18 protein-coding genes and 1 pseudogene are annotated in these 26,426 nt (G+C 63.5%); 13 read left to right on the top strand and 6 right to left on the bottom strand.

Annotated features, from left to right (window positions below):
• Positions 1-2: 2 nt before the first annotated feature.
• Positions 3-1,109, top strand: a complete 1,107-nt coding sequence (mtnA, locus tag CIT37_RS39520) for an S-methyl-5-thioribose-1-phosphate isomerase (RefSeq protein ID WP_028139654.1) — start codon at positions 3-5, stop codon at positions 1,107-1,109.
• A gap of 110 nt (positions 1,110-1,219) precedes the next feature.
• Here the strand turns inward: mtnA and CIT37_RS39515 are convergent, their stop codons facing one another.
• The gene (locus tag CIT37_RS39515; RefSeq protein ID WP_161966295.1) at positions 1,220-1,855 is read right to left on the bottom strand and encodes an HAD-IA family hydrolase; all 636 of its coding nucleotides are present in this window, start codon (positions 1,853-1,855) and stop codon (positions 1,220-1,222) included.
• Positions 1,856-1,956: 101 nt separating this feature from the next.
• Between CIT37_RS39515 and CIT37_RS39510 the strand changes: the two genes are divergently transcribed.
• Together CIT37_RS39510 and CIT37_RS39505 are read left to right on the top strand one after the other, a co-directional pair.
• On the top strand, positions 1,957-2,703 hold the full coding sequence (locus CIT37_RS39510; protein ID WP_028139656.1) for a S1 family peptidase: 747 nt from the start codon (positions 1,957-1,959) through the stop codon (positions 2,701-2,703).
• A gap of 124 nt (positions 2,704-2,827) precedes the next feature.
• Positions 2,828-4,330: a flavin-containing monooxygenase gene (locus CIT37_RS39505; RefSeq protein WP_028139657.1), complete on the top strand. Its 1,503-nt coding sequence runs from the start codon at positions 2,828-2,830 to the stop codon at positions 4,328-4,330.
• Between the two features lie 244 nt (positions 4,331-4,574).
• On the opposite strand, the gene CIT37_RS39500 is transcribed toward CIT37_RS39505, so the two are convergent.
• On the bottom strand, positions 4,575-5,501 hold the full coding sequence (locus tag CIT37_RS39500; RefSeq protein WP_049801934.1) for a response regulator: 927 nt from the start codon (positions 5,499-5,501) through the stop codon (positions 4,575-4,577).
• Positions 5,485-8,855: pseudogene (locus CIT37_RS39495) on the bottom strand (hybrid sensor histidine kinase/response regulator). Before CIT37_RS39495 ends, CIT37_RS39500 begins: the two are co-directional and overlap by 17 nt.
• A 171-nt stretch (positions 8,856-9,026) precedes the next feature.
• Between CIT37_RS39495 and urtA the strand changes: the two are divergent.
• The 9 genes from urtA to CIT37_RS39450 all read left to right on the top strand — a co-directional run bounded on the left by urtA (position 9,027) and on the right by CIT37_RS39450 (position 20,278).
• The gene (gene urtA, locus CIT37_RS39490) at positions 9,027-10,286 is read left to right on the top strand and encodes an urea ABC transporter substrate-binding protein (RefSeq protein WP_095424977.1); all 1,260 of its coding nucleotides are present in this window, start codon (positions 9,027-9,029) and stop codon (positions 10,284-10,286) included.
• A gap of 130 nt (positions 10,287-10,416) precedes the next feature.
• The gene (gene urtB, locus CIT37_RS39485) at positions 10,417-11,343 is read left to right on the top strand and encodes an urea ABC transporter permease subunit UrtB (protein ID WP_095424978.1); all 927 of its coding nucleotides are present in this window, start codon (positions 10,417-10,419) and stop codon (positions 11,341-11,343) included.
• A gap of 17 nt (positions 11,344-11,360) precedes the next feature.
• The gene (urtC, locus tag CIT37_RS39480) at positions 11,361-12,503 is read left to right on the top strand and encodes an urea ABC transporter permease subunit UrtC (RefSeq protein WP_038949523.1); all 1,143 of its coding nucleotides are present in this window, start codon (positions 11,361-11,363) and stop codon (positions 12,501-12,503) included.
• Between the two features lie 119 nt (positions 12,504-12,622).
• Complete coding sequence (gene urtD, locus CIT37_RS39475; protein WP_038949524.1) at positions 12,623-13,378, top strand: urea ABC transporter ATP-binding protein UrtD; 756 nt, start codon at positions 12,623-12,625, stop codon at positions 13,376-13,378.
• Between the two features lie 68 nt (positions 13,379-13,446).
• A complete protein-coding gene (gene urtE / locus CIT37_RS39470; protein WP_038949525.1) occupies positions 13,447-14,136 on the top strand; it encodes an urea ABC transporter ATP-binding subunit UrtE in 690 nt (229 codons plus the stop codon).
• A 28-nt stretch (positions 14,137-14,164) separates the two neighbouring features.
• On the top strand, positions 14,165-15,394 hold the full coding sequence (fmdA, locus tag CIT37_RS39465; RefSeq protein ID WP_095424979.1) for a formamidase: 1,230 nt from the start codon (positions 14,165-14,167) through the stop codon (positions 15,392-15,394).
• 111 nt (positions 15,395-15,505) lie between these two features.
• On the top strand, positions 15,506-15,883 hold the full coding sequence (locus CIT37_RS39460) for an FmdB family zinc ribbon protein (RefSeq protein WP_038949526.1): 378 nt from the start codon (positions 15,506-15,508) through the stop codon (positions 15,881-15,883).
• 42 nt (positions 15,884-15,925) lie between these two features.
• Positions 15,926-16,966: an aliphatic amidase gene (locus tag CIT37_RS39455; protein ID WP_038949527.1), complete on the top strand. Its 1,041-nt coding sequence runs from the start codon at positions 15,926-15,928 to the stop codon at positions 16,964-16,966.
• A 321-nt stretch (positions 16,967-17,287) separates the two neighbouring features.
• On the top strand, positions 17,288-20,278 hold the full coding sequence (locus tag CIT37_RS39450) for an autotransporter outer membrane beta-barrel domain-containing protein (RefSeq protein ID WP_095424980.1): 2,991 nt from the start codon (positions 17,288-17,290) through the stop codon (positions 20,276-20,278).
• Positions 20,279-20,318: 40 nt separating this feature from the next.
• Here CIT37_RS39450 and CIT37_RS39445 read toward each other — a convergent pair whose 3' ends face one another.
• Together CIT37_RS39445 and CIT37_RS39440 are read right to left on the bottom strand one after the other, a co-directional pair.
• Positions 20,319-21,149 carry an MlaD family protein gene (locus CIT37_RS39445; protein ID WP_095424981.1) on the bottom strand — a complete coding sequence of 277 codons (831 nt, stop codon included), beginning with the start codon at positions 21,147-21,149 and terminating at the stop codon, positions 20,319-20,321.
• 144 nt (positions 21,150-21,293) lie between these two features.
• Complete coding sequence (locus CIT37_RS39440) at positions 21,294-23,513, bottom strand: acetate--CoA ligase family protein (RefSeq protein ID WP_038949530.1); 2,220 nt, start codon at positions 23,511-23,513, stop codon at positions 21,294-21,296.
• 211 nt (positions 23,514-23,724) lie between these two features.
• On the opposite strand from CIT37_RS39440, the gene CIT37_RS39435 reads away from it, so the two are divergent.
• The gene (locus CIT37_RS39435; protein ID WP_244429160.1) at positions 23,725-25,371 is read left to right on the top strand and encodes a glycosyltransferase family 2 protein; all 1,647 of its coding nucleotides are present in this window, start codon (positions 23,725-23,727) and stop codon (positions 25,369-25,371) included.
• A 10-nt stretch (positions 25,372-25,381) separates the two neighbouring features.
• Here the strand turns inward: CIT37_RS39435 and CIT37_RS39430 are convergent, their stop codons facing one another.
• Entirely contained in the window at positions 25,382-26,374 is a 993-nt protein-coding gene (locus tag CIT37_RS39430) for a glycosyltransferase (protein WP_028139670.1), read from the bottom strand.
• Between the last annotated feature and the right edge of the window lie 52 nt (positions 26,375-26,426).

The following is a 26,426-nucleotide window of genomic DNA, read 5'->3' as shown; positions in this document are numbered from 1 at the left end:
CCATGAAGGTCGACGGCAAGCATTTTCGCAGCATCTGGCGCGAGCATGACGGCTGGTCCATCGGTGCGATCGACCAGCGCCGCCTGCCGCATGAGTTCGTCGTCGCGAAGCTGACATCGTCTGAAGACGCAGCCGTCGCAATCCGGGACATGCTGGTGCGGGGCGCGCCGCTGATCGGTGCCACCGCGGCCTATGGCATGGCGCTCGCCATGCGCGAGGACGCCTCCGACGCCGGTCTGAAGCGTGCCTACGACACGCTCATCGTGGCGCGGCCGACTGCGATCAATCTGAAATGGGCGCTGGACGAGATGCGCAGGGCGCTCGCGCCGATCGATCCGATCGAACGGGCGGAGGCGGCCTATGCGCGTGCCGACGAGATCGTCGAGCAGGATGTCGAGATTAACCGCGGCATCGCCGGCAACGGCTTGAAGCTGATCGAGGCAATCGCATCGAAGAAGCGGGGCGAGATCGTCAACGTGTTGACCCACTGCAACGCCGGCTGGCTCGCCACCGTCGACTGGGGCACGGCGACGGCGCCGATCTATCTTGCGCACGAACGCGGCATCAAGATCCATGTCTGGGTCGACGAGACGCGTCCGCGCAACCAGGGCGCCTCGCTCACCGCCTGGGAGCTCGGTCATCACGGCGTGTCGCATACGGTGATCCCCGACAACACCGGTGGGCACCTGATGCAGCACGGCATGGTCGATCTCGCCATCGTCGGCACCGACCGCGTCGCCGCGAATGGCGATGTCTGCAACAAGATCGGCACCTACCTGAAGGCGCTCGCCGCTCGCGACAACGGCGTGCCGTTCTATGTCGCGCTGCCGTCGCCGACGATCGATTTTACCGTCCATGACGGCATCCGCGATATTCCGATCGAGCAGCGCAGCGGCGTCGAGGTCACCGACATGACCGGCCGCACCGCGGATGGAAGGCTGGAGACGGTGCGCATCGTGCCCGAGGGATCGCCGGTCGCGAATTACGCTTTCGATGTGACGCCGGCACGGCTCGTGACCGGCCTCATCACCGAGCGCGGCGTGCTGAAGCCGGATCGCGACGAGCTGGCGGCGGCGTTTCCGGAGCGGATCGTGGCGGCGGCGGAGTAGCTCTCGTAGGGTGGGCAAAGGCGCGAAAGCGCCGTGCCCACCATCTGCTTGTGGTGGGTACGCTTCGCTTTGCCCACCCTACGGCTTCGTGCCTCGCAACGACGAGGTGCCTACCCCAGCTTCAGCCCCGTCGCCGCCTCAAGCTCCGCAATCGCCTGCGCGCTGCTCGTCACCTTGATCGTGGTCATGCCCATCTCGCGCGCGGGTTTCAGATTGACGCCGAGATCGTCGAGATAGACGCAATTGTTCGGATCGCCCTTCAGTGTCTCGACCATCAGCCTGTAGATTCGCGGATCGGGCTTGCGCAGGCCGATCTTGGCGGATTCGATCACGTGGTCGAACAGCACCATGACTTCGGCGATGTAGAGGGAGCGCCCGGTCATGCTGCCGATGGCATTGGCAGGCAGATTGTTGGTGATGCAGCCGGTCTTGAATTGCGCCTTGATGCGCTTCAGCGCCTCGACCATCTCGGGGCGCAGATCGCCCTGCAGCAGCGGCAGCACGTCGCGACCGCGCACCTCCGCGCCGAGTGCGAGCGATTCCGTCGCGAACAATTCGTCGAAGGTATCGATATCGACCTCGGCCCGCTCGAACTTGGCCCATGCGTTTTCCAGGTGGTTGGCGGCGTTGGTCCGCCGGATGATGTCGACCGGCAGGCCGCGCTCGGTCTCGAACCGCGCGAATGCTTCGAACGGTGAACTCGTCAGCACGCCGCCAAAGTCAAAGATCACCGCCTCGATCGCCACTATCCTGCCCTCGCCAATTCCTTTCCAAGAGGGCTAGCATGCGCTATCGGCAAGGGCCAGTCCGAAGCAATCTGCCGCCGCCAATACCGAAGCGTGTTCCCATGAAGAAGCTTGCCACGTTCATCACGACTGCGCTGCTGCTCGCCACACCCGCCCATGCCATCGTCGGCGGCGGCACGCCGCAGGCCGACGGCGTCGCGCGCGCCGTCGTCACCATCGTCGGCTCGCGCGGCAATTCCTGCACCGGCACTCTGATCGCGCCCAGGATCGTATTGACCGGCGCTCACTGCGTGCCGCCGGGCGCGGACTACAAGATCGTCGATCGCAGCGGTGGCGCGCCGCAATTGCTGAACGTGCGCACCATCGCGATCCATCCCAGCTACAAGGCGCAGGTGCATCGCGCCGGCGCAGACGTGGCGCTGCTGCAACTGGAAATTCCACCCAAGGGAAAATCGACGGTGCTGGTCGGCACGCCGAATATTCCAATCCAGGCCGGTAGCCGTTTCGTCATTGCCGGTACCGGTGTCACCATGCGCGGTGATGGCAGGAGCGGCGGGGCCACGCGCGTCGCGGGCCTTGTCGTCACGGGCCAGCCCGGCACGCTTCAGATCCGCCTGGTCGATCCCGTAACCAACGGTGTTCGCGACGGAATTGGCGCTTGTACCGGCGATTCCGGCGGTCCCGTGTTCGAGGACAAGCCGAGCGGTGCCGTGCTTGTCGGTGTCATCAGCTGGGCGACGGGACCGAACGCCGGCGATGGCTGCGGCGGATTGACCGGCGTCACGCCGCTCACGCTCTACCGCGACTGGATCTTGCAGACCGCGCGGAGCTGGGGTGCGGCACTGTGATTTGACCGCAACTTGATCTATGTCATTTTGAAGCGGAAGCGCGGCGGGCGATCATGCCGGCCGCGGAGGAAACGCGTCGTTCGTCAAGGACGGCCACAAAAACAAGCAAGGCATAGAAGCAACAATGAATGTCGCTGTTCGCAGTCACGCCACGGCCAAACAGGCTTCTGAACATTTCGACGTGCTGATCGTCGGCGCCGGCATCTCCGGCATCGGCAGCGCCTATCACATCGAGAAGCAACTTCCGGGCACGAGCTATGTCATCCTGGAGACGCAGGCGACGTTCGGCGGCACCTGGAGCACGCATCGTTATCCCGGCATCCGCTCGGACAGCGATCTCCATACGTTCGGCTATAGCTTCAAGCCCTGGGTCGGGCCGCCGATCGCGACCGCCGAAGAAATCCTCGCCTATATGAACGAGGTGATCGACGACAACGATGTCGCCAAGCACATCCGCTACAAGCACAAGATCAATTCCGCCAGCTGGTCGAGCGAGCAGAATCTCTGGACCATTGAGGCGATTACGACCGATACCGGTGAAGCAAAGACCTTCACGGCGAGCTTCCTGTGGATGTGCCAGGGCTATTACCGCCATTCGGAAGGCTACACGCCGGAATGGAAGGGCACCGATCGCTTCAAAGGCCGCGTCGTCCATCCGCAGACCTGGCCTGACGATCTCGACCTCACGAACAAGAAGGTCGTCGTGATCGGCTCGGGCGCGACCGCGGCGACGCTGGTGCCGAACATCGCGGACAGTTGCGCGCATGTCACCATGCTGCAGCGTTCGCCGACCTATTTTCGCCTCGGCCGCAATGCCATCGAGATCGCCGAGGAGCTGCGCCGGCTTCAGGTCGATGAGGCCTGGATCCACGAGATCGTTCGGCGCAAGATCCTGTTCGAGCAGGACGCCTTCACAAAACTCTGCCTATCCAAGCCGGAGCAGGTCAAGAAGGACCTGATCGGCCAGATCAGCGCGGTGCTCGGTCCCGACTACGACGTCGAGACGCATTTCACGCCGACATACCGGCCGTGGCGGCAGCGCATCGCCTTCGTGCCCGATGCCGATCTGTTCAAGGGCATCGCCAGCGGCAAGGCCTCCGTCGTCACCGACGAGATCGAATGCTTCGTCGAGAACGGCATTCAGCTCAAATCCGGCAAGCTGCTGGAGGCCGATGTCATCGTCACCGCGACCGGCTTCAATCTCGCGGCGCTCGGCGACATCGCCTTCGAGATCGACGGCAAGCCGCTCGCCTTTGGCGACACCGTCACCTATCGCGGCATGATGTTCACGGGCGTTCCGAACATGGTCTGGGTGTTCGGCTATTTCCGCGCCAGCTGGACGCTGCGAGTCGATCTCGTCGCCGACTTCGTCTGCCGGCTTCTCGGCCACATGAAGGCCAAAGGCAAGAAAAAGGTCGAGGTCAAGCTGCGACCCGAAGACCACAACATGCCGATCCTGCCCTGGATCGATCCGGAAAACTTCAATCCCGGCTACATGATGCGCAACATGAACCTGCTGCCCAAGCGCGGCGACAAGCCGGAATGGCAGCACAGCCAGGATTACTGGACCGAAAAGGACGAGATCCCGAAGACGGACCTGGATGACAAGGCGTTTGTGTACGGGTGAGGAAGTTCGTGGGTGCGGGTTCGTGTGAGGGGGCGGCGACGCTCACACCACACTCCGCCGTCGTCCCGGGGCGCGAAGCGAACCCGGGATCCATAACCGCAGGGAGTGGTTATGGAGCGAGCAGGTAACTCCGAGTCTGCGCCAAACATCTTCCTGTGGTTATGGGTCCCGGATCGGCGCTTCGCTTGTCCGGGACGACATCGGTTGTTGGATCAACGGCGCGCCAACTCATCCACACCGCAGCTCACGAATTCCTTCGCGTCGCGTTCGCCGCAATCGCCGCCGCCGCCGTCCGATTCTCCACGCCGAGCTTGGCGTAGATCTGCTCGAGATGCTTGTCGACCGTGCGCGGGCTGAGGCCTAGGATTTGCGCGATGTCGCGGTTAGTCTTGCCCTTGCTGAGCCAGGCCAGCACCTCGCCCTCGCGGGTGGTGAGGCCGAGCTCGCTGGTGAATTCCGGAGGCAGTGCGGTGCCGGACTCCCTGGAGAGCCGCAGCAAAAACTCGTTCGGCGCGGTCTCGCCCATGTAATAGAGCCGCAGCTGCGGGTTGTCGGGCAAGGAAGCCGCCTGGGATTTCGCGCTGCCCTTGGCCCTGGCCTGCTCCAGCCATTGCAGCAGCGATGCCGGGAGGACGAAGTCGTCGGCCTGTGCGCCGTGATGATCGGACAGCAGCTTCTGCGCCTGCGGCGTCGCCCACAGCACATTGCCCTGGCGATCGACCGCGAACAGGAAGCGGCCGGAGACGTCGAGCGCTGCGCGCGCGCTCTGGGTCAGGCGGGCATTGCCGAGATGGACGCGGATGCGCGCCAGCATCTCTTCGATCACGATCGGCTTGGTCACGTAATCGACGCCGCCGGCCTCGAGCCCGCGAACGATATGCTCGGTTTCAGCGAGCCCCGTCATGAAGATCACGGGGACATTGGCAAGACCGGCATCGCGCTTGAGCCGGCGGCAGGTCTCGAAGCCGTCGATGCCGGGCATCACGGCATCGAGCAGAACGATGTCGGGCGTGATCTGGTCGATGATACGTATCGCTGCCGCGCCGTCGAGCGCCACCATCACCGTCATGCCGGCGCCGTCGAGCGCGTCGGTAAGCAGCCGCAGCGTCTCGGGAGAGTCGTCCACGACGAGCGCGACGTCGCGCTTTTTCGACTCAATGTTCATGCGCATGCAACGTCTTCAATGTGGACATGTACTGCTCGAGATCGAAGCGGTCGACCAGCGACCGCATCTGCGCGACGAAATCGGCATGTTCCGGATGCTCGCTGCCGATCTCGTCCAGCTTCAACTGGATGCCCTTGACGTAGCCGATCCGGCCGAGCCCGATCAGGGCCTCGATGTGCCGCGCCGGCGGCCTCGATCCGCTTTCGGGGCGCCAGAATGACACGGGAATCTCGTCCGAGCCATATTGCCATTCGATCCTGAGGAGCTGGCGGATCGTCTCCAGAATCCGCGGGATGTCGATCGGCTTCATCAGATAGCCGTCGTGGAAGGGCTGCGCCAGCGGCGCGCCGTGGGCCTCGATCGCGCTGGCCGATACCATCAGGATGCGCGCCTGGTGATGGCCGCTCGCGCGCAAGGCCTCCGCGACGGCCCAGCCGTCCATGGCGGGCATCGAGATGTCGAGCAGGAACAGATCGGGCCGGCAATGCTGCGCCAATGCGAGGCAGCCGGGGCCGTCGGGGGCGCTCAGCAGGATGAAGCCGAGCGGCGTCAGCACCTCGCGCAGGAGGTCGCGATGGACGGGATCATCGTCGGTGATGAGGATGGTCTTGCGCGCGCCGTGATAGCCGGAGATGGGAGCCTCCACCGGCGCGACCGCTGGGGATTGGTGACCTCCGAGAGCAGGATCTTGACCTTGAACGTCGAGCCGGCGCCGACCGTGCTCATGACCTTGATATCGCCGCCCATCACGCCGGCGAGCAGCCGGCTGATGGTCAGGCCGAGTCCCGTGCCGGTTTGCGGCTGCGAAACGCCGAGCGCACCACGCTCGAACGGCGCGAAGATGCGTTCGAGATCGTCGCCCTGGATGCCGGGACCGGTGTCGATCACCTCGAACTCGGCAACGGGGCTGCGATAGTGCACGACGAACTGCACGCTGCCGGTCTGGGTGAACTTGATGGCGTTGGAGAGCAAATTGATCAACACCTGGCGCAGCCGTTTCTCATCGGCATAGACCACCAGCGGCAAATACGCCGGCCGGCGGAACACGAAGTCGATGCCCTTGGCGGCAGCCTGCAGGCGGAACATGCCGACCAGCTGGTCGAGGAATTCGCTGAGGCGCACCTCGTCGCGCGACAGATACAGCCGTCCCGCCTCGATCTTTGAGATGTCCAGAATGCCGTCGATCAGGCCGGAGAGGTGGTCGGCGCTGCGGCGGACGACGCGAACCTGGTCGCGCGGCTTCGTGCTCAGCGTCGTATCTTGCTCCAGCAGCTGGGCATAGCCGCTGATCGCGTTCAGCGGTGAGCGCAGCTCGTGGCTCAGGCCGACGACATAACGGCTCTTGGCGAGGTTGGCGGATTCGGCGACCTCCTTGGCGCGCTGCAACTCGGCGTCGGTGCGCTTGTGCGCGTCGATCTCCTGGATCAGAAGCGCTGTCTGCCGCCGCGTCTCTTCCTCGGCGGCGCGGCGGCTCTGCTGCGCCAGCACGAACAGCCACGCCACCACGCCGATGATGATGCTGAGCGAGAAGAACACCTTCCAGAGCACGTCGGAGACGAGCGCGTTCTCGCCATGCACGCTCGCCGAGGTCTGCAGATAGATCAGGCCCAGCACCAGCGCGACGAGGCCGGCGGAGACTGCGAAAACGCCGATATAGTGGCCGAGCTGCGAGTTGATGCGCGCGTAGATCGGCTGCGGCATCAGCTTGCCCAGCGTCTCCGACACCTGCGCCTGAATCCGCGCGTGCGGCTTGCAGAGATCGTGGCAGCGGGCATCCAGCGAACAGCACAAGGAGCAGATCGGTCCGGCGTAAGCGGGGCAGGAAGCCATGTCCTCCGGCTCGAACGCGTGCTCGCAGATGCAACACTGGATCGCCTCGATGTCCTGCCAGCTCCGCTTCGGCTTTCGCGCGATGTAGTACTTGCCGTCCGTGGCCCAGGCAATCAACGGTGCGGCAATGAAGGCGACGGCCAGCGCTATGAAGGCCGACAGCGCCTTCGCGGTCGGCCCGAACAGGCCGTAAAAGGCGCTGATGGAGACAATGGTCGCGATCGTCATCGCCCCCACGCCGACCGGATTGACGTCGTAGAGATGCGCGCGCTTGAATTCGATCTGCTGCGGCCGCAATCCAAGCGGCTTGTTGACGACGAGATCCGCGACCAGCGCGCCGACCCAGGCGATCGCGACGTTCGAATAGAGCGCCAGGGTCTGCTCCAGGGCCTTGTAGACGCCGATCTCCATCAACAGGAGCGCCACGATGACGTTGAAAACCAGCCAGACGACGCGGCCGGGATGGCTGTGGGTCAGGCGCGAGAAGAAGTTCGACCAGGCGATCGATCCGGCATAGGCGTTGGTGACGTTGATCTTCACCTGGGACAGGATCACGAACGTGCCGGTCAACGCCAGCGCGAGGTCGGGCTGCGACAGCACATAGCGGAACGCTTCGAGATACATATGCGCGGGCTCGGCGGCCTCCTCGGGCGGCACCCCGTGGCTGAGCGCGAAGAAGGCGAGGAAGGAACCCGCGAGGAGCTTCAAGGCGCCAAGCACGATCCAGCCCGGTCCCGCGCTCATCATCGCCACCCACCACGACGCCCTGGAGGCGCGGCGATCGCGCGGCAAAAATCGCAGGAAGTCGACCTGCTCGCCGATCTGCGCCACCAGCGAAAACACCACCGAGGCCGCAACCCCGAACAGCAGCAGGTCGAAATGCCCGGTGAGGTCGCCGTGCTCGCCCGAGAACTTGCGCCACTCCGTGAAGGAGTGCGGGTTGTGCCAGGCGATCGCCGCGAACGGAATGATGTGGAGCACGATCCACAGCGGCTGCGTCCACAATTGGAAGCGGCTGATCAGCGTGATGCCGTAGGCCACCAGCGGGATGATGACGACCGCGCTGATGAGGTAGCCGATCGGCCGCGGAATCCCGAAGCACATCTCGAGCGCGGACGCGAGGATTACGGCTTCGATCGCAAAGAAGATGAAGGTGAAGGACGCATAGATCAGCGAGGTGACGGTGGAGCCGATGTAGCCGAAGCCGGCGCCGCGCGTGAGCAGGTCGATGTCGATGCCGCATTTGGCGGCATAGTAGGCGATTGGCACGCCACAGCAGAAGATGATGGTCGAGACCACGAGGATGGCGGCGGCCGCGTTGGTGACGCCATAGTTCAGCGTGATGGTGCCGCCGATCGCCTCCATCGCCAGGAACGAGATCGCGCCCAGCGCCGTGTTGGCGACCCGGGCGGCGGACCAGCGGCGCGCGCTCTTGGCCGTGAAGCGCAGCGCATAGTCCTCCAGCGTCTGGTTGGCGACCCATTGGTTGTACTGTCGCCTGACGCGGTCTATTCGCTGCCGCCCTGCCACGCTTTACCCCACTCCTGATACGGACCCGGAGCCCTCGCAAATTCCGTACCAAAAGCCTACGTCGGCATTTTGCGGTGCAGTATACGCGATCTTGCGTATGCTTCCGCCGCCCAGATCCGAGCCATCCTCACCGGCGCCAATCGCGTGTCCTCGAAAAAAAGTGGGGTGCTCATGTCAGACGAACTAAACAAGGGCCTTTTGTCGCCGCTCCGGCGCAAACTATTGATGGGAATGGCCGCCGTGCCGGCCATCACGATGCTGCCGCGGGCGTCCTTTGCACAGGCTCCCGCGACCTCGGCGGTCAACACCACCGGCCTTGCGGTCACCGACACCGAGGTGACGGTCGGCATCCTGCACTCGGCGACCGGCACCATGGCCATCTCCGAGACCGGGTCGATCGAGGCCGAAAAGCTCGCCATCGAGCAGATCAATGCCGCCGGCGGCGTGCTCGGGCGCAAGATCAAGTTCATCCAGGAAGACGGCGCCAGTGATTGGCCGACCTTTGCGGAAAAGGCAAAGAAGCTGCTGGTGAACGACAAGGTCGCGGCGATCATGGGCTGCTGGACCTCGGCCTCGCGCAAGGCGGTCCTGCCGGTCATGGAGCAGTATAACGGCATGCTCTATTATCCGACCTTCTACGAAGGCCTCGAGCAGTCCAAGAACGTCATCTATACCGGTCAGGAAGCGACCCAGCAAATTCTCGCGGGCCTGAATTGGATCGCCAAGGAGAAGGGTGCGAAGTCGTTCTTCTTCATCGGTTCCGACTACATCTGGCCGCGCACCTCGAACAAGATCGCGCGCAAGCACGTCGAGAACGTGCTGAAGGGCAAGGTGGTCGGCGAGGAGTACTATCCGCTCGGCAACACCCAGTTCAATTCGGTCATCAACAAGATCAAGCTGACCAAGCCCGACGTCATCTTCACCGACGTCGTGGGCGGCTCGAACGTCGCCTTCTACAAGCAGCTCAAGGCCGCCGGCATCGACCTCTCCAAGCAGGCGCTGCTAACGATCTCGGTGACCGAAGACGAGATCGACGGCATCGGCGGCGAGAACATCGCGGGCGCCTATGCCTGCATGAAGTACTTCCAGTCGCTCGACAATGCGAACAACAAGGCATTCGTGCCGGCGTTCAAGAAGGCGTGGGGCGAGAAGACTGTGATTGGAGACGTCACCCAGGCTGCCTATCTCGGCCCGTGGCTGTGGAAGTTGACGGTGGAGAAGGCGGGTTCGTTCGACGTCGACAAGATCGCGGCGGCTTCGCCCGGCGTCGAGTTCAAGGGCGCTCCGGAAGGCTATGTGCGCATCCACGAAAATCATCACCTCTGGTCGAAGACCCGGGTGGGACGCGCCAAGCTCGATGGCCAGTTCGAGCTGATCTACGAGACCGCCGATCTCGTCGAGCCGGATCCGTTCCCCAAGGGCTACCAGTAAGAAGCGCTCTCAGGCGCTTTCTTCCAAACACCAAGCCTCTCCCTGGCGTGGACAGCAAATCCACGCCCAAGACCCCCGCGTCGCGAACCTGCTCGCGACGCGGGACCCTTATCCCCGACGGAGGACATCGATGTTCGGCGACTACTCGCTTGGTGATCTCGGCTCCATCTTCGTCATGCAGGGCTTTGCCGGACTGATCCTGTTCTCGGTCTACGTCCTGATGGCGCTTGGGCTTGCCATCATCTTCGGCCAGATGGGCGTCATCAACATGGCCCATGGCGAGTTCATGATCCTGGGGGCCTACGTCACCTGGATGACCTCCAATGTCTTCCAGTCCTATTTGCCCGGCTTGTTCAGCGGTTACTTCTTCCTTGCGATGATCCTGGCCTTTGTCGCGTCCGGCGCATTGGGGATGATGGTGGAATGGGTGCTGATACGGCATCTCTACAAGCGCCCGCTCGATACGCTGCTTGCCACCTGGGGCCTCAGCCTGATGCTGCAGCAGGCCTATCGCTCCGTGTTCGGCGCGCGTGAGGTCGGCGTCGAGTTGCCGCAATGGATGCTGGGCTCGCTGCACGTCACCGACAGCATCGAAGTGCCGATCAACGGTGTCTTCGTGATGTGTCTCACCGTGCTGATCACCCTCTCGGTCGCCTACGTCATGTACATGTCGCGCTGGGGCCGTCAGGTCCGTGCGGTGGTGCAGAACCGCATCATGGCCGGAGCGGTCGGCATCAACACCGAGAAGGTCGACCGCTACACGTTCGGGCTCGGTTGCGGCATCGCCGGAATTGCCGGAAGCGCCTTCACCATGATCGGCTCGACCGGGCCGACCTCCGGACAGCTCTACATCGTCGACACGTTCCTGGTCGTCGTATTCGGCGGCGCCGCGAGCCTGCTCGGCACCATCGCCTCCGCGTTCTCGATCTCGCAGACGCAATCGACGCTCGAATTCTTCATGTCGGGCTCGATGGCCAAGGTCCTGACGCTGCTCGCTGTCGTGGGCATCCTGATGCTGCGGCCGCAGGGTCTCTTCGCCCTCAAAGTCCGCAAGTAACGAGAAGCAGGCAGATCATGATCATCAACTCACGCTTCTTCAACCGGTCCGAGCTCATCGGCTTTATTGTCCTGGCCGCCGTGCTGTTCGTGATCCTGCCGCTGTCGCTGGATGTGTTCCGCCTCAACCTTGTCGCGAAATACCTCACCTACGCCTTTGTCGCGCTCGGCCTCGTGCTGTGCTGGGGATATGGCGGCATCTTGAGCCTGGGGCAGGGCGTGTTCTTCGGTCTCGGCGGCTACTGCATGGCGATGTTTCTCAAGCTCGAGGCGTCCAGCGTCGAGAACACGAAGATCCAGTCGACGCCCGGCATCCCCGATTTCATGGACTGGAATCAGATCACGTCGCTGCCGTTGTTCTGGCAACCATTCCACAGCCTCACCTTCACCATCCTCGCCATCATCCTGGTCCCCGGCCTGTTCGCCCTGATCATCGGCACCGCGATGTTCAAGCGCCGCGTCGGCGGTACCTATTTCGCGATCATCACCCAGGCCGTCGCCGCCATCCTGACCATCCTGATCGTCGGGCAGCAGGGCTATACCGGCGGCATCAACGGCATGACGGATCTGCGCACGCTCAAGGGCTGGGACATCCGGCCCGACCACGCCAAGGTCATCCTGTACTTCGTCGAGGTGGTGCTGCTGTTCGCCTGCATCGGCATCGCGCAGTTCATCCGCCTGACCAAGCTCGGCCGCATCCTGGTGGCGATGCGCGAACAGGAGGATCGCGTCCGCTTCTCCGGCTACAGCGTCGCCAACTTCAAGATCTTCGCCTTCTGCATGGCGGCGGTGTTCGCCGCGATCGGCGGCGCCATGTTCGCGCTCAATGTCGGTTTCATGTCGCCGTCTTTTGTCGGCATCGTGCCGTCGATCGAGATGGTGATCTACACCGCGGTCGGCGGGCGCATGTCGATCTTCGGCGCGATATGGGGCGCCATCCTGGTGAATTTCGCCAAGACCAGCCTGTCGGAATCCTTCCCGCAACTCTGGCTGTTCGGCCTCGGCGCGCTGTTCATCGCGGTCGTGCTCGCCTTCCCGAACGGTCTGTCCGGGCTCTGGGCCGATTACGTGCAGCCGCGCATCGATCGGTTGTTCGCCTCGCGCAAGCGGAAGCCGGGCTGGAACGACAATTCGGTCGCCGACGGCGCACCGGCAGAGTGAGGAAATAGATCATGCTCGTCGGTCATCACGATGCCGATGCCACGCTGGCAGTGAGGAGGTAGATCATGCTCGTCGGTCATCACGATGCCGATGCCACGCTGGCAGTGAGGAGATAGATCATGCTCGTCGGTCATCAGCCCAAGGACTTCCTGCTTGCCGTCTCCGGATTGACCGTCTCGTTCGACGGGTTCAAGGCGGTCAACGATCTCTCCTTCTACGTCGAGGAGAACGAGATCCGCGTCATCATCGGCCCGAATGGCGCCGGCAAGACCACGGTGCTCGATCTGATCTGCGGCAAGACCAAGGCGACCTCGGGCTCGATTCAGTTTCGTGGCAAGGAGCTCACGAAAATGAGGGAGAACGAAATCGTGCAGACCGGCGTCGGGCGCAAATTCCAGACGCCGTCGGTGTTCGAGGATCTCACCGTGTTCGAGAACCTCGAAATCTCGTTTCCGCGCGGCCGCACCGTATTCGGCTCGCTGACCTTTCAGCGCGACCAGCTCGTGAAGGATCGGGTCGAGGAGGTCGCGGAGATGATCTTCCTCAAGGACAAGCTCAACACTTATGCCGACGAGCTCAGCCATGGCCAGAAGCAATGGCTCGAGATCGGCATGCTGCTGATCCAGGATCCCGATCTGTTGATGCTGGACGAGCCCGTCGCCGGCATGAGCGTGTCCGAGCGCGCCAAGACCGCCGAACTGCTCAACCGCATCATCAAGAACCGCTCGGTGCTGGTGATCGAGCACGACATGAAGTTCGTCGAGGACATCGCCCACAAGGTGACCGTGCTGCATCAGGGCCAGATCCTCTCCGAAGGGACCATGGAGAAGGTCAAGAACGATCCCAAGGTCATCGAAGTCTATCTGGGGCATTAGCGCATGATCCCGGAAAGTGGCGTCCGGTTTCCGGACAAGATCATGCGCAAGAAATAGGGAGCGCGACGATGCTGGCAATTTCCGATCTTCACGTCGCCTACGGCCAGAGCGAGGTGCTGCACGGGCTCAACGTCAAGGTCGCACCCAACGAGATCGTGGCGATCATGGGCCGCAACGGCATGGGCAAGACCACCTTGATGAAGTCGCTGATGGGCATCCTGCCGGCCAAAAGCGGCTCGGTGACGATGGACGGCGCCGAGCTCGGTAACCTCAAGAGCTACGAGCGCGTCGCCAAAGGTCTCGCCTATGTGCCGCAGGGCCGCATGATCTTCTCCACCATGACGGTGAAGGAAAACATCGAGACCGGCCTCGTTGTCGCGGGCGAATCCGAGGTGCCCGGTGACATCTATGAATTGTTCCCGGTCCTGCTCGAGATGAAGGGCCGCCGCGGCGGCAATCTGTCGGGAGGCCAGCAGCAACAGCTCGCGATTGCGCGTGCACTCGCGACCAAGCCGAAGGTCCTGCTGCTGGATGAGCCGACGGAAGGCATCCAGCCCTCCATCATCAAGGAGATGGCGCGAACCCTGAAGCGCATCCGTGACGAGAAGGGGCTCTCGATCGTCGTGTCCGAGCAGGTCCTGAGCTTCGCGCTCGACATCGCCGACCGCGTGCTGGTGATCGAGAACGGTGAGATCGTGCGCGACGACCCGCGCGACGCCGTCGATGCCGCGCAGGTCTCGAAATATCTGTCCGTCTAACCAACCGTAGTAAAAGGGGAGCATCTCGATGCCAGAGACACTGATCAAGGTCGATCTCACCAAGTCGGCCTACGAAAATGACATGGTGCACAACCGCTGGCACCCCGACATCCCGATCGTGGCCTGGGTCAATCCCGGCGACGATTTCATCATCGAGACCTATGACTGGACCGGCGGTTTCATCAAGAACAACGATTCCGCCGACGACGTGCGCGACATCGACCTGTCGATCGTGCACTTCCTGTCTGGTCCGATCGGCGTCAAGGGCGCCGAGCCCGGCGATCTCCTCGTGGTTGACCTGCTCGACGTCGGCCCGATGAAGGAAAGCCTGTGGGGCTTCAACGGCTTCTTCTCCAAGCAGAATGGCGGCGGCTTCCTCACCGACCACTTCCCGCTGGCGCAGAAATCGATCTGGGACATCAAGGGTCTCTACACTTCGTCGCGCCATGTGCCTGGCGTCAACTTCGCCGGCCTGATCCATCCCGGCCTGATCGGCTGTCTTCCGGATCCGAAGATGCTGGAGATCTGGAACAAGCGCGAGGCCGAGCTGATCTCGACCAACCCGACCCGCGTCCCAGGCCTTGCCAATCCGCCGTTCGCGGCGACCGCCCATGGCGGCCGCGCCAAGGGCGACGTCAAGGCCAAGATCGGCGCGGAGGGTGCGCGCACGGTGCCGCCGCGCGAGCATGGCGGCAATTGCGATATCAAGGATCTCTCGCGCGGCTCGAAGATCTACTTCCCGGTCTATGTGCCGGGCGCAGGTCTTTCGATGGGCGATCTGCACTTCAGCCAGGGTGACGGCGAGATCACCTTCTGCGGCGCCATCGAGATGGCCGGCTGGCTGCATCTGAAGGTCGAAGTGATCAAGGACGGCATGTCGAAATACGGCATCAAGAACCCGATCTTCAAGCCCTCGCCGATCACGCCGAACTACAAGGACTACCTGATCTTCGAGGGCATCTCGGTCGACGAGCAAGGCAAGCAGCACTATCTCGACGTCCACATCGCCTATCGCCAGGCCTGTTTGAATGCGATCGAGTACCTGAAGAAGTTCGGCTATTCCGGCGCCCAGGCCTATTCGATCCTCGGCACCGCGCCGTGCCAGGGCCACATCTCCGGCGTGGTCGATGTGCCCAACGCCTGCGCCACGTTGTGGCTGCCGACCGAGATCTTCGACTTCGACGTGATGCCGTCGGCGGCAGGGCCCATCAAGCACATCACCGGCGATATCCAGATGCCGATTTCGCCCGACAAGTAGCCGGTGCGCTCCCTCTCCCCGTTCTTACGGGGAGAGGGTTGGGGTGAGGGGCTGTCTCCACACGAATGGTGGCAGCGAGTTGTATGAACAGGCAAGAACTTAGGTGATGCGATGCCGGTCTACGAATATCTCTGTGACGATTGCGGACCTTTTACGGATCTGCGCCCGATGGCCGAGTGCGACGATCCGCAAAGCTGCCCGCACTGCGAGACGTCGGCGCCGCGCGTGATCCTGACGGCGCCGAATTTCTTCTGCATGCCGGCCGAGAAGCGCAAGGCACATGCCGTCAACGAGCGCAGCACCCACGCGCCGCAGACGCTCGCGCAATACAAGGCCTCGCACGGGCCCGGCTGCGGTTGCTGCTCCACAGGCAAAACCGTGAAGGACAAGAGCGCGTCAGACAAGAAAAAACCGGCGCGGCTGATGACCAAGACCGGGAGCGGTGCCAAGGGTTTCCCAACGGCGCGGCCCTGGATGATCAGCCATTAGCGCGCGATGACCTCAAACCAATAAACGACAGGAGCGCCCAACATGCTTCACGGCGACATTTCCAGCAGCAACGACACCGTCGGCGTCGCCGTGGTGAACTACAAGATGCCCCGCCTGCATACCAAGGCCGAGGTGCTCGACAATGCCCACAAGATCGCCGACATGGTGGTGGGCATGAAGGCCGGCCTGCCCGGCATGGACCTCGTGATCTTCCCCGAATATTCCACGCAAGGCATCATGTACGACTCCAAGGAGATGTACGAGACGGCATGCGCGGTGCCGGGTGAAGAGACCGCGATCTTCGCCGAAGCCTGTCGCAAGGCCAAGGTGTGGGGCGTGTTCTCGCTGACCGGCGAGCGCCATGAGGAGCATCCGCACAAGGCGCCCTACAACACCCTGATCCTGATGAACGACAAGGGCGAGATCGTGCAGAAGTACCGCAAGATCATGCCGTGGGTGCCGATCGAGGGCTGGTATCCCGGCAATTGCACCTATGTCTCCGAGGGTCCGAAGGGGATGAAGGTCAGCCTGATCATCTGCGACGACGGCAACTTTCCGGAGATCTGGCGCGACTGCGCCATGAAGGGGGCCGAGCTGATCGTGCGTTGCCAAGGTTACATGTATCCGGCCAAGGAGCAGCAAGTCCTTATTTCCAAGGCGATGGCGTGGGCCAACAACGTCTATGTCGCCGTCGCCAATGCCGCAGGCTTCGACGGCGTTTATTCCTATTTCGGCCACTCCGCGATCATCGGCTTCGACGGTCGTACGCTCGGCGAATGCGGCGAGGAGGATTACGGCATCCAGTACGCACAGTTGTCGAAACATTTGATCCGCGATGCGCGCCGCAACGGCCAGTCGCAGAACCACCTCTACAAGCTGGTCCACCGCGGTTATACCGGCATGATCAATTCCGGCGAAAGCCCGCGCGGCGTCGCAGCTTGCCCGTATGATTTCTACAAGAACTGGATCAAAGACCCCGAGGGCACGCGCGACATGGTCGAGGCCATGACCCGCTCGACCCCCGGCACGGACGAATGTCCGATCGACGGCATTCCGAATGGATCGGCCCCGAGCAATTACTGAGCCTTTGCCGGCCCCATGAGTTGGACGGTCAACCATTGATGTGAATGGCCGTCCACAAATGCGGACGTTCTCATGCGTCCGTATGTGCGCGGAATGGGAATGGCGCCCGGCAAAACCGTGGCGCGGTTACAACATGGGCTGTTGAATCTGCCCGAACTGGGGGTCCCGTTGGCAGATTTTCGATGCCCCGTAGTTCTACCGCCCATCCTCTTCGCCTAAGTTCCCCGCGGCGCCGCTGGGGAGCGCCGCGGGTGAGGAACGAGCGTGGGGGCTTGGTTGCGATCGAGCGGGGGGAGTTGCCCGCGCCGGAGTGCCGCGGCAATGCGCGTGGCATTCGGGGCCGGCTTCGTCTCGAGCGCAATCGTTATGGCGAGCCCCGTCGGGGCCCAACAGGTCTTCAACGGATCTCAGACCACGCCGAACGGCATCGTCAACGGCGGGGGCGGCGTCTGGGACAACACTACGACCAACTGGACCGACGTCTTTGGCGGGACCAGCACGGCCTACGATCCTGCGTCAGCCGGCACGCTGTTCGGAAGCAGCGCTCCCTCGACGCCGGCGACGGGCGGCACGGTGACGGTGACGCCGGGCGGCGTGCAACTCACCAGCCTCGTGGGCTTCGACCTCACCGCCGACGGCTCGATCTATACCATTCAGGGCGGCGACCTCAGGCTGGCTGCGGGCGGCACCACGTTCGTCACCAACGATGTGACCGGCACTGCGGATCCCTCGGCCGTGATCGCTTCCCGCATCGTCGGCAGCGACGTGATCAATGTTCAGGGACCAGGTATCCTGGCGCTGCTCGGCGCGAACTCCTATACCGGCGGCACCTTCATCTGCAATTGCGGATCTCTGCAGCTCGGCGACGCGACCCACACCGCGAGCATGGTCGGCGCCGTCACCAACGAGGGCCTCTTCAGCATCGTCAATGCCGACACGTCGGGGATCACGTCGATCCTGAACGACTTCTCCGGCACGACGATGTTCCTCAACGCAAGCTCCGCCAGCTCGATCGTGATCACCAACAACGGCCAGGTGTATTTCGGCGATCCGCTCGGGGGTGGAGCCGACACCGCGACGGCCGGTCGGGCCACCATCATCAATGACAGCGGCCTGATCGGCTTCTTCGGACGGACTAATGCAGGCACGGCCAACATCACCAACCAGAATGGCGGCGGCACGATATTCATCGAGCAATCTTCGGCGGGCTCGGCGACGATCGTGAACAAGGATTTTGGCGGGACCGTGTTCGGGACGTTCGCCGGCTCCGACACGGCGACCGCCGGCAATGCAACCATCATCAATGAAGCGGATGGTCTCACCGATTTCGGCGCGTTCACCACGGCCGGCAATGCCACGATCATCACCAAGGACGGCGGCAGGACCGAATTCTTCGACAACTCCACCGGCGGCAACGCACGCTTCATCACCACCGGGACCGGCGTCGTCGATTTCGGTGGAGGCACCGGTCCGGCCGGCGATGGTCGCATCACCGCAGGATCGATCGAAGGCAGCGGCTTCTACTACATCGGCGGCGGCAATACCCTCGTCGTCGGCGGTAACAACCTCTCGACCGAGGTCAGCGGCGTCATCGGTGATACCTGCGGTTGCGGTCCCGCCGGCCCCGGCTCGCTGGAAAAGGTCGGCAGCGGCACGCTGATCCTCTCGGGGACGAACTCCTACACCGGCACGACCACGGTGAACGGCGGCATCCTGCGGGTCGATGGTGACATCTCGCAGTCGAGCCTGACCACCGTGAATGCAGGTGGTGCGTTTTTCGGCGCCGGAATCGTCGGCAATACCCTCATCGCCAACGGCGGCATCTATGCGCCCGGCGACGGCGGCCCGGGCTCGAGCATGCAGGTTCAGGGCGATCTCACGCTTCAGTCCGGCTCGGTCTATGTGGTGCAGGTCGGTAGCGGATCCAGCACGAGCCACGCGCTCGTTACCGGCAATGTCGCGCTGGACGGCACCGTCGGCGTCGCGCTGTATCCGGGCGCCGCGGTGATGAAGCACTATTCGATCATGAACTTCTTCGGCACCTCCGTCGGGAATTTTTCGGGTGTTGCCGCACCGGGTGGCCTCATCGGCACGACGACCGTCGGGTCGAACGAGGTCATCCTCGATTTCACGCTGAACTACGGCGCGAAATACGCGCTCAACGTCAACCAGCAGAACGTCGCCACGACGCTTCAGAACTTCTTCAACACCAACGGCTTCCTGCAGGCCGAACTCGCGGGACTTGGTCCCGGGGGCCTGACGCAGGCCTCGGGTGAATCCGCAACGGGATCGCAGCAGACGACGTTCAATGCGATGAACCTGTTCATGAGCCTGTTGACCGACGTCTTCAGCTCAGGACGCAGCGGCACGCCTGGCGCGTCGCCATTTGCCGCGGACGCGAATGCGCGCGACAAGAGCGCGCGCGACGCCTTCGCCTCGATCTATCGCAAGGCACCGGCGGCAACGTTCGAGCAGCGCTGGGATGTGTGGACGGCCGGCTATGGCGGCTCGCAGACCACGGACGGCAATGCCGGCCTCGGCTCGAACACCACGAGCAGCAGTGTCTACGGCACTGCCGTGGGCCTCGATTACCGCTTCTCGCCGTCGACGATTGCGGGCTTTGCACTCGCAGGTGGCGGGACCGCCTTCAACGTCAACGGGCTCGGCTGGGGCCGCTCCGACCTGTTCCAGGCCGGCGCCTTCGTGCGTCATACGGCGGGACCTGCCTACATCACGGCGGCGCTCGCCTATGGTTGGCAGGACGTCACGACCAACCGCGTCGTGACGGCTGCCGGTTATGACCAGCTGCGTGCGCAGTTCGACGCCAATGCCGTGTCGGGCCGCATCGAGGGCGGCTATCGCTATGCCATGCGGTGGGCCGGCCTCACGCCGTATGCGGCGCTCCAGGCCACCTTGTTCAGCCTTCCCAGCTATGCAGAGGCAGCCGTGGTCGGCAGCAACGTCTTCGCGCTCAACTATGCCGCCAAGGACGTGACCAGCACCCGCACCGAACTCGGCCTGCGCGCAGACAGGTCGTTTGCCGCGGCCGGTGGCCTCATGACCCTGCGCGGCCGCCTCGCCTGGGCGCATGACTACAATCCGGACCGCACTGTGGGCGCGGTGTTCCAGACCCTGCCGGGATCGGCTTTCGTCGTGAACGGTGCCGCCCAGGCGCGCGATTCGGCTCTGACCACGGCATCAGCGCAGATGAACTGGATGAACGGCTGGTCTGCATCGGCGACGTTCGAGGGAGAGTTCTCGAACCTCACCCGCTCCTACGCCGGCAAGGGCGTCGTGCGCTACGCGTGGTGAGGCATGGTCGCCTCCCTTGAGAGGGAGGATAGGGGAGGCCTCACTGCTTCTTCTGCGGCGGCTTGCGCGGCGGGCGCGGGGCGGCAGTGGGGGCCGGCGTCCCACTCATCTTGTTGGCGGCCTCGCTGACGTCGAGCAGCGAGCGACGGATGTCCTCGAGGTAGCCGGCCGATTTCTTTCTCATGGTGTCGGCGAGCTCGTGCAGCCCCTGTATCTTCTCGAACAGCTCGTCGGCCTTGCCGTCGACGAAGCCGGGCACCACGCCCTCGATCTTCGTGACTGCCTTATCAAAGCCCGCGAAGGCGGTGTCGACCTTGGCCATGACGGAGTCGATTTCGCCACCCTTGCTCCGGAGGTCGGCGGTGTAGTCCTCGAACGTGCGCAGGCCCTCCTTGATCGCGGGGGCGTTGCTGACAATGGTGCGGTCGACACTGTGCAGGGTGTCGACGATGGATTCGGCGTCGCTGAGATCGGCGGTCAGCACGGGGACGCCGTCCGAGTCCAGCGGCACCGGCGGCGCAGAGGGCGCGCCCCCGATCAGCGAGATCGCGGCAACGCCGGTGAGGCCCTGGAACTCGATGCCGGCCACGGTGTCCTTGCGGATCGGCGCGGTGTTGTCGAGCATCACCAGCGCCACGATCCTGCGCGGATTGTCCAGCTTGATCGACAGAATCTGGCCCGCGGGCACGCCATCGAAATTGACTGGCCCGCCGCGGCGCAGGCCGCTGGCCGAGCCGCCCTCGAACACCACGCGCAACTGGCTGCGGCTCTGGATGGTGCGCCATTTCTGCACGCCGAGCAGGCCGCCGAACGCCACGGCGATCACCGCCAGCGTCGCCGTTCCGATCACCAGATTACTCGCGCGTGCCATCAGGCGATTCTACGGCCAAAGCGGGGAAGTTGGAAGGAGCCCGGATGGTACGTAGGGCGGGTTAGCGAAGCGTAACCCGCCGTTTTCGCCTCAGCAGTCGTGTCAATCGGCGGATTTACGCTGGCGCTAATCCGCCCTACGGCCTCAATGCCCGGCAACCCGTCTAGCCGCGGCGTTGTTGAGGACGATGAGGGCATCGACCGCTACGCCCGTCCTGGTGTTGATCAGGAACGGGTTGATGTCGATCGAGGCGATCCGGTCGCCGGCATCCGCGATCAAATTGGAAAGGCCGACCAGCGCTTTCACCGCGGAGGCCTCGTGCAGGGCCGGCTTGCCGCGATAGCCGCGCAGCTTGATGCCGGCCTTGGTGCGGCCGATCAGGAGCCGCGCCTCGGCCTCGTCCAGCGGCGCGCCGGCGAGCGCGACGTCTTTCATCAGCTCGATGTCGATACCGCCGGTACCGAACAGCACGACAGGTCCCATCTCGGCATCGAGCGAGGCGCCGACGACGAGCTCGAGCTCGGCCTTGACCTGCTGCGCGATCAGGATTCCGTCCAGCTTGGGCTTGCCTTTCAACTTGCTCACCCGGGCGGTGATGGCGGCAAACGCCTTCTTCACGTCAGCTGTGCTGTTGAGGTTCAATACCACGCCGCCGATGTCGGATTTGTGCAGGATCTCGGCGCTGACGAGTTTTGCCACGACCGGAAAGCCGATCTGCTTGGCGATCTTCACCGCCTCGGCCGCCGTCTGTGCGATCGCCTCCTTCGAGATCGGAATGCCATAAGCCTTCAAGAGTTTCTTCGAGGCGACCTCGTCGAGTGCGGCGCCGCTCGCCGATTTCAGCGCCTTCTCCAGCACGGCGCGCGCGGCGGGTTTCGAGCTCGAGACGATGTCGGGCACCTCCTTGCGCAGCTTGGCGTAGTCGAGCAGCGACTTGATCGCGGTCACCGCCCGGTCCATGCCCTGCATGACTGCGAGATGCGGCAGCGATTTGCGCAAGGCCTTGGTGAAGTCGGTGAAGCCGATCGACATCGCGCTGATATAGATCACGGGCTTGCCGCCCTGGCGCGCCATGTCATCGACGATGCGCAAGTTGCGCTCGCGCAGCTCGTGCGGCGTCTTCGGCAGCTCGGCATCGACGATGACGATGTCGATATCAGGATCGTCGATCATCAGCTTGATCGACTTCATGTAGACGGAGGGATCGACCACCGCGGCAAAGCCGGCGTCGAGCGGGTTGCCGACGATAGACCCCGGCCCGAGCATCTTCGCCAGTTCGGAGCCGACGTGCGGGCTGAGCGGCGCAAAGTTCAGGCCCTCGGCATAGAAGGCATCCAGCAGCATGCCCCGCTTGCCGCCCGACAGCGTGACCGCCGCGAGCCGGTCGCCCTTGGGCACGACGGAGTGAACGAAGCATTCCGTGGTCTCGATCAGCTCGTCGAGGCCGCCGACCCGGATCACGCCTTCGCGCGTTGCAACGGCGTCGAACGTCTCGATCGAGCCCGCGAGCGCGCCGGTATGCGCCATCGCCGCGGCGCGGCCGCCCTCGGAGGCGCCGAGCTTAAGTGCGATCACGGGCTTGCTGGCAGCGCGCGCCGCCTTGCAGGCATCGCGAAAGGCCTTGGTGTTGCGCACGCCTTCGAGGTAGACGACGATCACCTTGATGCTTGGGTCCTCGGCGAAATAGCGCATCAGGTCCGGCGTCTCGAGCCCGGCCTCATTGCCTGATGTGACCATGTAGCCGACACCGACACCGCGGTCTTCCAGCGCCTGGCGGATCGCCATGACGATCGCGCCGGACTGCCCGGCGATCGCCACCGCGCCCTGTTCCATGGTGACGATGCGATCATCGATGTTGGTGAAGAGCTTTTCGCCGGCGCTTAGGTTGCCGAGGCAATTCGGGCCGGTGACGGCAAGTCCGGTCTCACGTATCGCCGCTTGCAATTCGGCCGCGAGCTTCTGGCTTTCCTCGTCCTGCAATTCGCTGAAGCCCGAGGTGACGATGGTGGCCGACCGTGCGCCGGCGGCCGCGGCGTCGCGGATCACCTGGACCGCAAAGCGCGCCGGCACCAGCACCAGAACGTGATCCGGCTTTTCCGGGAGGCTCGCAAAGTCCTTGTAGCAGGGGACGCCCCAGATCGTCTCCCGCTTGGCGTTGACCGGATAGAGGCCGCCCTCGTAACCGTACTTGATCAGATTGTTCCAGATGCGTTCGGCATAATTGCCAGGCTTGTCGGTCGCGCCCACGAGCACGATGTTGTGCGGGTGCAGCATGGCATGGATGCCCTTGACGATCTCTCCGGCGTCGGGCGGTGGAGACCATGGGCGCGGAGAGACCGATGCGGCGGGCACTTGAGCTTCCATGCGCTTCCTCACTTCTTGTTCTTGTTGCAACGCGCGCCCCGCGGCGGCTTCGGGGGCTGATCCTGGCCGCTCCATGCCGCGAGGCGGAATGGGCAAGACTTGACGACAAAGATTTGGCGATGAGGCTAGCATCACGAGACTTTTGGCGAAAGTGCGAACGGTCCGGCAAGATGCTAGGAAACCGTGACCCTCATTCTCTCAAATGGTGATCATGCCGCTGCTGTCCATCGTGGTGCCGACCCTCGATCGTCCCGACACGCTTCGCCACGCGCTTGCGACCATGGCGTGCCAGCCTGCGCATGCAGATTGCGAGTTCATCGTTCAGAACAATGGCGGTAATCCCGAGATTGCGAGGATCGTTGCAGACCTCAAGGACGAGCGCTTCAGGCATTTTGCCAGCGAGACCGTTCTGACCATGACCGACAATTGGGAGGCGGCGCTCGGCCACACCTCGGGCGAGTACGTCGCCTTCATCGGCGACGATGACGGGCTGATGCCCTACGCTTGTGCCACGGCATCGGAGATGCTCTCCGACCGAAACATCGATCTCCTGAGCTGGAGCGCCTACACCTATCACTGGCCGAGCTATTACCATCCGGCCTTCCGCAACCGGCTGCTCGCCGAGATCGACCTGACCTCGTCCGTGAAGCGAGTGTCGTCACGCGACGAGCTGGCGCGCATCTTCGGCTTCCAGGCGCACTATGCGCATCTGCCGATGATCTACAATTCGTTCGTCCGCCGCAGCATCATCGATCGGATGCGCGCGATCGGTGGGCGCTACTTCATCGGTCTATCACCCGACGTGGCGTCCGGTATCGCCAACGCCGCACTGACCGACAGTTTTATCCGACTGTCGCGGCCTCTGAGCATGGCCGGGTTCTCGCAGCACAGCACCGGTCACGCGCTGTTCTTCGAGACCACTGATCTGCTCGAGACGCCGCGAGGGGCGCGCGATTTCGGACCCATTGACGAGGATCCCCAACTCCCCGATCTCAACGCCCTCCAGCTCTTCATCGCCAAGGACATGCTTGTCCTCAAGCGTCTGCTGCTGGCGGATCACGGCGATGTGCGGCTCGACTTCAAGGCGCTGGCACAGGCGCTCGCGACCGACATCAACCATCGGCCGCCCCTGTATGATCGGACCGTGCAGACCATCGGCGAACTCGCCCGCACGCATGGGTTCGACGTCGCCGACATCATCATTCCTGCCCGCCTTGCGGATCGGCCGCCACCCCGCGGGGGTGTTCGCGTGACCGGACCGAACCGTGTGGTTTACGAGCTGGATGGTTCTGCGCTTGGGCTCAATTCGATTGCGGACGCAGTGCGCGTGATCGCGCAGTTCGTTCCGGATCAGGGGCCGCTCGATCCTGCCGCTCTGAAGGCTCCCGTGTCCTCGCCGGTCCTCGGCGTGAAGGAGCTCGAATTCGCGCATGGCGGAGCGGGCGTCGCCGCGTTGATCGAGGGATGGAGCGAGCCGGAGCAATGGGGCACCTGGTCCATTGGCAGGAATTGCGTGCTCCGGTTCGAGGTCCATCCCATTCCGTCACGGCCGGTCGAGCTTGTGCTGGCGTGCCGGGCCTTCGTTTCCGACGGAAATCCGCAATTGCGGGCGGCCTGCCGCGTCGGCAACGGAGCGCCGCAGCAACTGACATTCTCGAGAGAGGCGTTCGCGGGCTTGCGCAGGTTGATGCTCGATCCCGCCGCGATTGCCGCCGACGGGACGTTGACCATCAGCCTGTCGCTATCCGATCCACGCTCTCCCGCGGATCTCGGACTGAGCTCCGACGCGCGACCTCTCGGCATCGGGCTCGAGCGGATCTGGCTCGATCACGACGTCCGCGCGGCGCGAGGTGAGTGATCGTCACCGCTCAGTACCCCAGCAGGCTCAGCTTGTGGGCGTAGTGAAAGACGACCTGCCTCGCGAGATAGGGGGCGATGGCGCGGCGAATCTGTATCTGTGTCGGATCGAAGCCGAGAGCGCGGCGCCTCAAGATGCCCATCTCCCGGACGCCGATCGCGTAGGTCGATGCCGTCTTCTGGGCATCATGGATTCGGAAGCAGGCGAGAAATCGCGGCAGGCGCACGAATTTGAATCCCGCGGCCTGTGCCCGCAGGATGAAGTCCCAATCCATCGCGTAGTGGAAGCTCTCGTCGATCGGACCGACTCTGTCCCACACGCGCCTGCGCCAGAACATCGTCTCCTGCGGGATATAGTCGGCATATTGCAGCGCGCGCCCGTCATGGGGCGGCAGCACGGCACGGCCGACCTCGAGTCCCTCGCGATCGACGAAGACGCGATGGCCATAGACGATGTCGACATGCGGATGCGATGTGAAGTAGTTGGCAACATAGGCCAGCGTCCCCGGCAGCAGCATGTCGTCGCTGTTGAGATAGGCCATGATCTCGCTGTCGACGCCGGCGAAGCCGAGATTGATGGCGTTCGATTGTCCGCTGTCAGGTTCGCTCCTCCAGCTGATGCTCTCGCCGCGGCCCTTCAGGAGATCAGCCGTGCCGTCGATCGAGGCGCCGTCCTGCACGTGGTAATACAGGTTCGGATAGTTCTGGCTCACGATGCTGTCGATCGTGGCGCCGAGATATTGCGCCTGGTTGTAGCTCGGCGTGACCATCGCGATCCGCGGTGCATTTTCGTGGATCGAGGGTGCCGGCGGGAAGGCCGTCAGGTTGAGCAGGCGCGGAGGATATTGCTCGAAAGTCCACATCGGCGGACGCCGCCAGAGGCTCCGGAGCGAGGATCGCCTTTGCCCGGCGGCGATGAGATCCTGATTCCTTTCGAGCAGCGCGACGCGATTTTCGAGCTGCTCCATTCGCTGTTCGAGGCGCTGCCTGAACTCGTCGTCCATCTATCGAGCTTTCGCAAATTACAACGTATAATAATCAATGGGACCTTCTTAC

Origin of the sequence: Bradyrhizobium ottawaense, from assembly GCF_002278135.3 — a bacterium.
Taxonomy (GTDB): Bacteria; Pseudomonadota; Alphaproteobacteria; order Rhizobiales; family Xanthobacteraceae; genus Bradyrhizobium; species Bradyrhizobium ottawaense.
This window is presented reverse-complemented; position numbering and strand designations above follow the sequence as displayed.

Coding starts and splice junctions, on each gene's coding strand:
- mtnA (WP_028139654.1), top strand. CDS start 3: ATGAAGGTCGACGGCAAGCATTTTCGCAGCATCTGGCGCGAGCATGAC.
- CIT37_RS39510 (WP_028139656.1), top strand. CDS start 1,957: ATGAAGAAGCTTGCCACGTTCATCACGACTGCGCTGCTGCTCGCCACA.
- CIT37_RS39505 (WP_028139657.1), top strand. CDS start 2,828: ATGAATGTCGCTGTTCGCAGTCACGCCACGGCCAAACAGGCTTCTGAA.
- CIT37_RS39500 (WP_049801934.1), bottom strand. CDS start 5,501: ATGCGCATGAACATTGAGTCGAAAAAGCGCGACGTCGCGCTCGTCGTG.
- urtA (WP_095424977.1), top strand. CDS start 9,027: ATGTCAGACGAACTAAACAAGGGCCTTTTGTCGCCGCTCCGGCGCAAA.
- urtB (WP_095424978.1), top strand. CDS start 10,417: ATGTTCGGCGACTACTCGCTTGGTGATCTCGGCTCCATCTTCGTCATG.
- urtC (WP_038949523.1), top strand. CDS start 11,361: ATGATCATCAACTCACGCTTCTTCAACCGGTCCGAGCTCATCGGCTTT.
- urtD (WP_038949524.1), top strand. CDS start 12,623: ATGCTCGTCGGTCATCAGCCCAAGGACTTCCTGCTTGCCGTCTCCGGA.
- urtE (WP_038949525.1), top strand. CDS start 13,447: ATGCTGGCAATTTCCGATCTTCACGTCGCCTACGGCCAGAGCGAGGTG.
- fmdA (WP_095424979.1), top strand. CDS start 14,165: ATGCCAGAGACACTGATCAAGGTCGATCTCACCAAGTCGGCCTACGAA.
- CIT37_RS39460 (WP_038949526.1), top strand. CDS start 15,506: ATGCCGGTCTACGAATATCTCTGTGACGATTGCGGACCTTTTACGGAT.
- CIT37_RS39455 (WP_038949527.1), top strand. CDS start 15,926: ATGCTTCACGGCGACATTTCCAGCAGCAACGACACCGTCGGCGTCGCC.
- CIT37_RS39450 (WP_095424980.1), top strand. CDS start 17,288: ATGCGCGTGGCATTCGGGGCCGGCTTCGTCTCGAGCGCAATCGTTATG.
- CIT37_RS39445 (WP_095424981.1), bottom strand. CDS start 21,149: ATGGCACGCGCGAGTAATCTGGTGATCGGAACGGCGACGCTGGCGGTG.
- CIT37_RS39440 (WP_038949530.1), bottom strand. CDS start 23,513: ATGGAAGCTCAAGTGCCCGCCGCATCGGTCTCTCCGCGCCCATGGTCT.
- CIT37_RS39435 (WP_244429160.1), top strand. CDS start 23,725: ATGCCGCTGCTGTCCATCGTGGTGCCGACCCTCGATCGTCCCGACACG.
- CIT37_RS39430 (WP_028139670.1), bottom strand. CDS start 26,374: ATGGACGACGAGTTCAGGCAGCGCCTCGAACAGCGAATGGAGCAGCTC.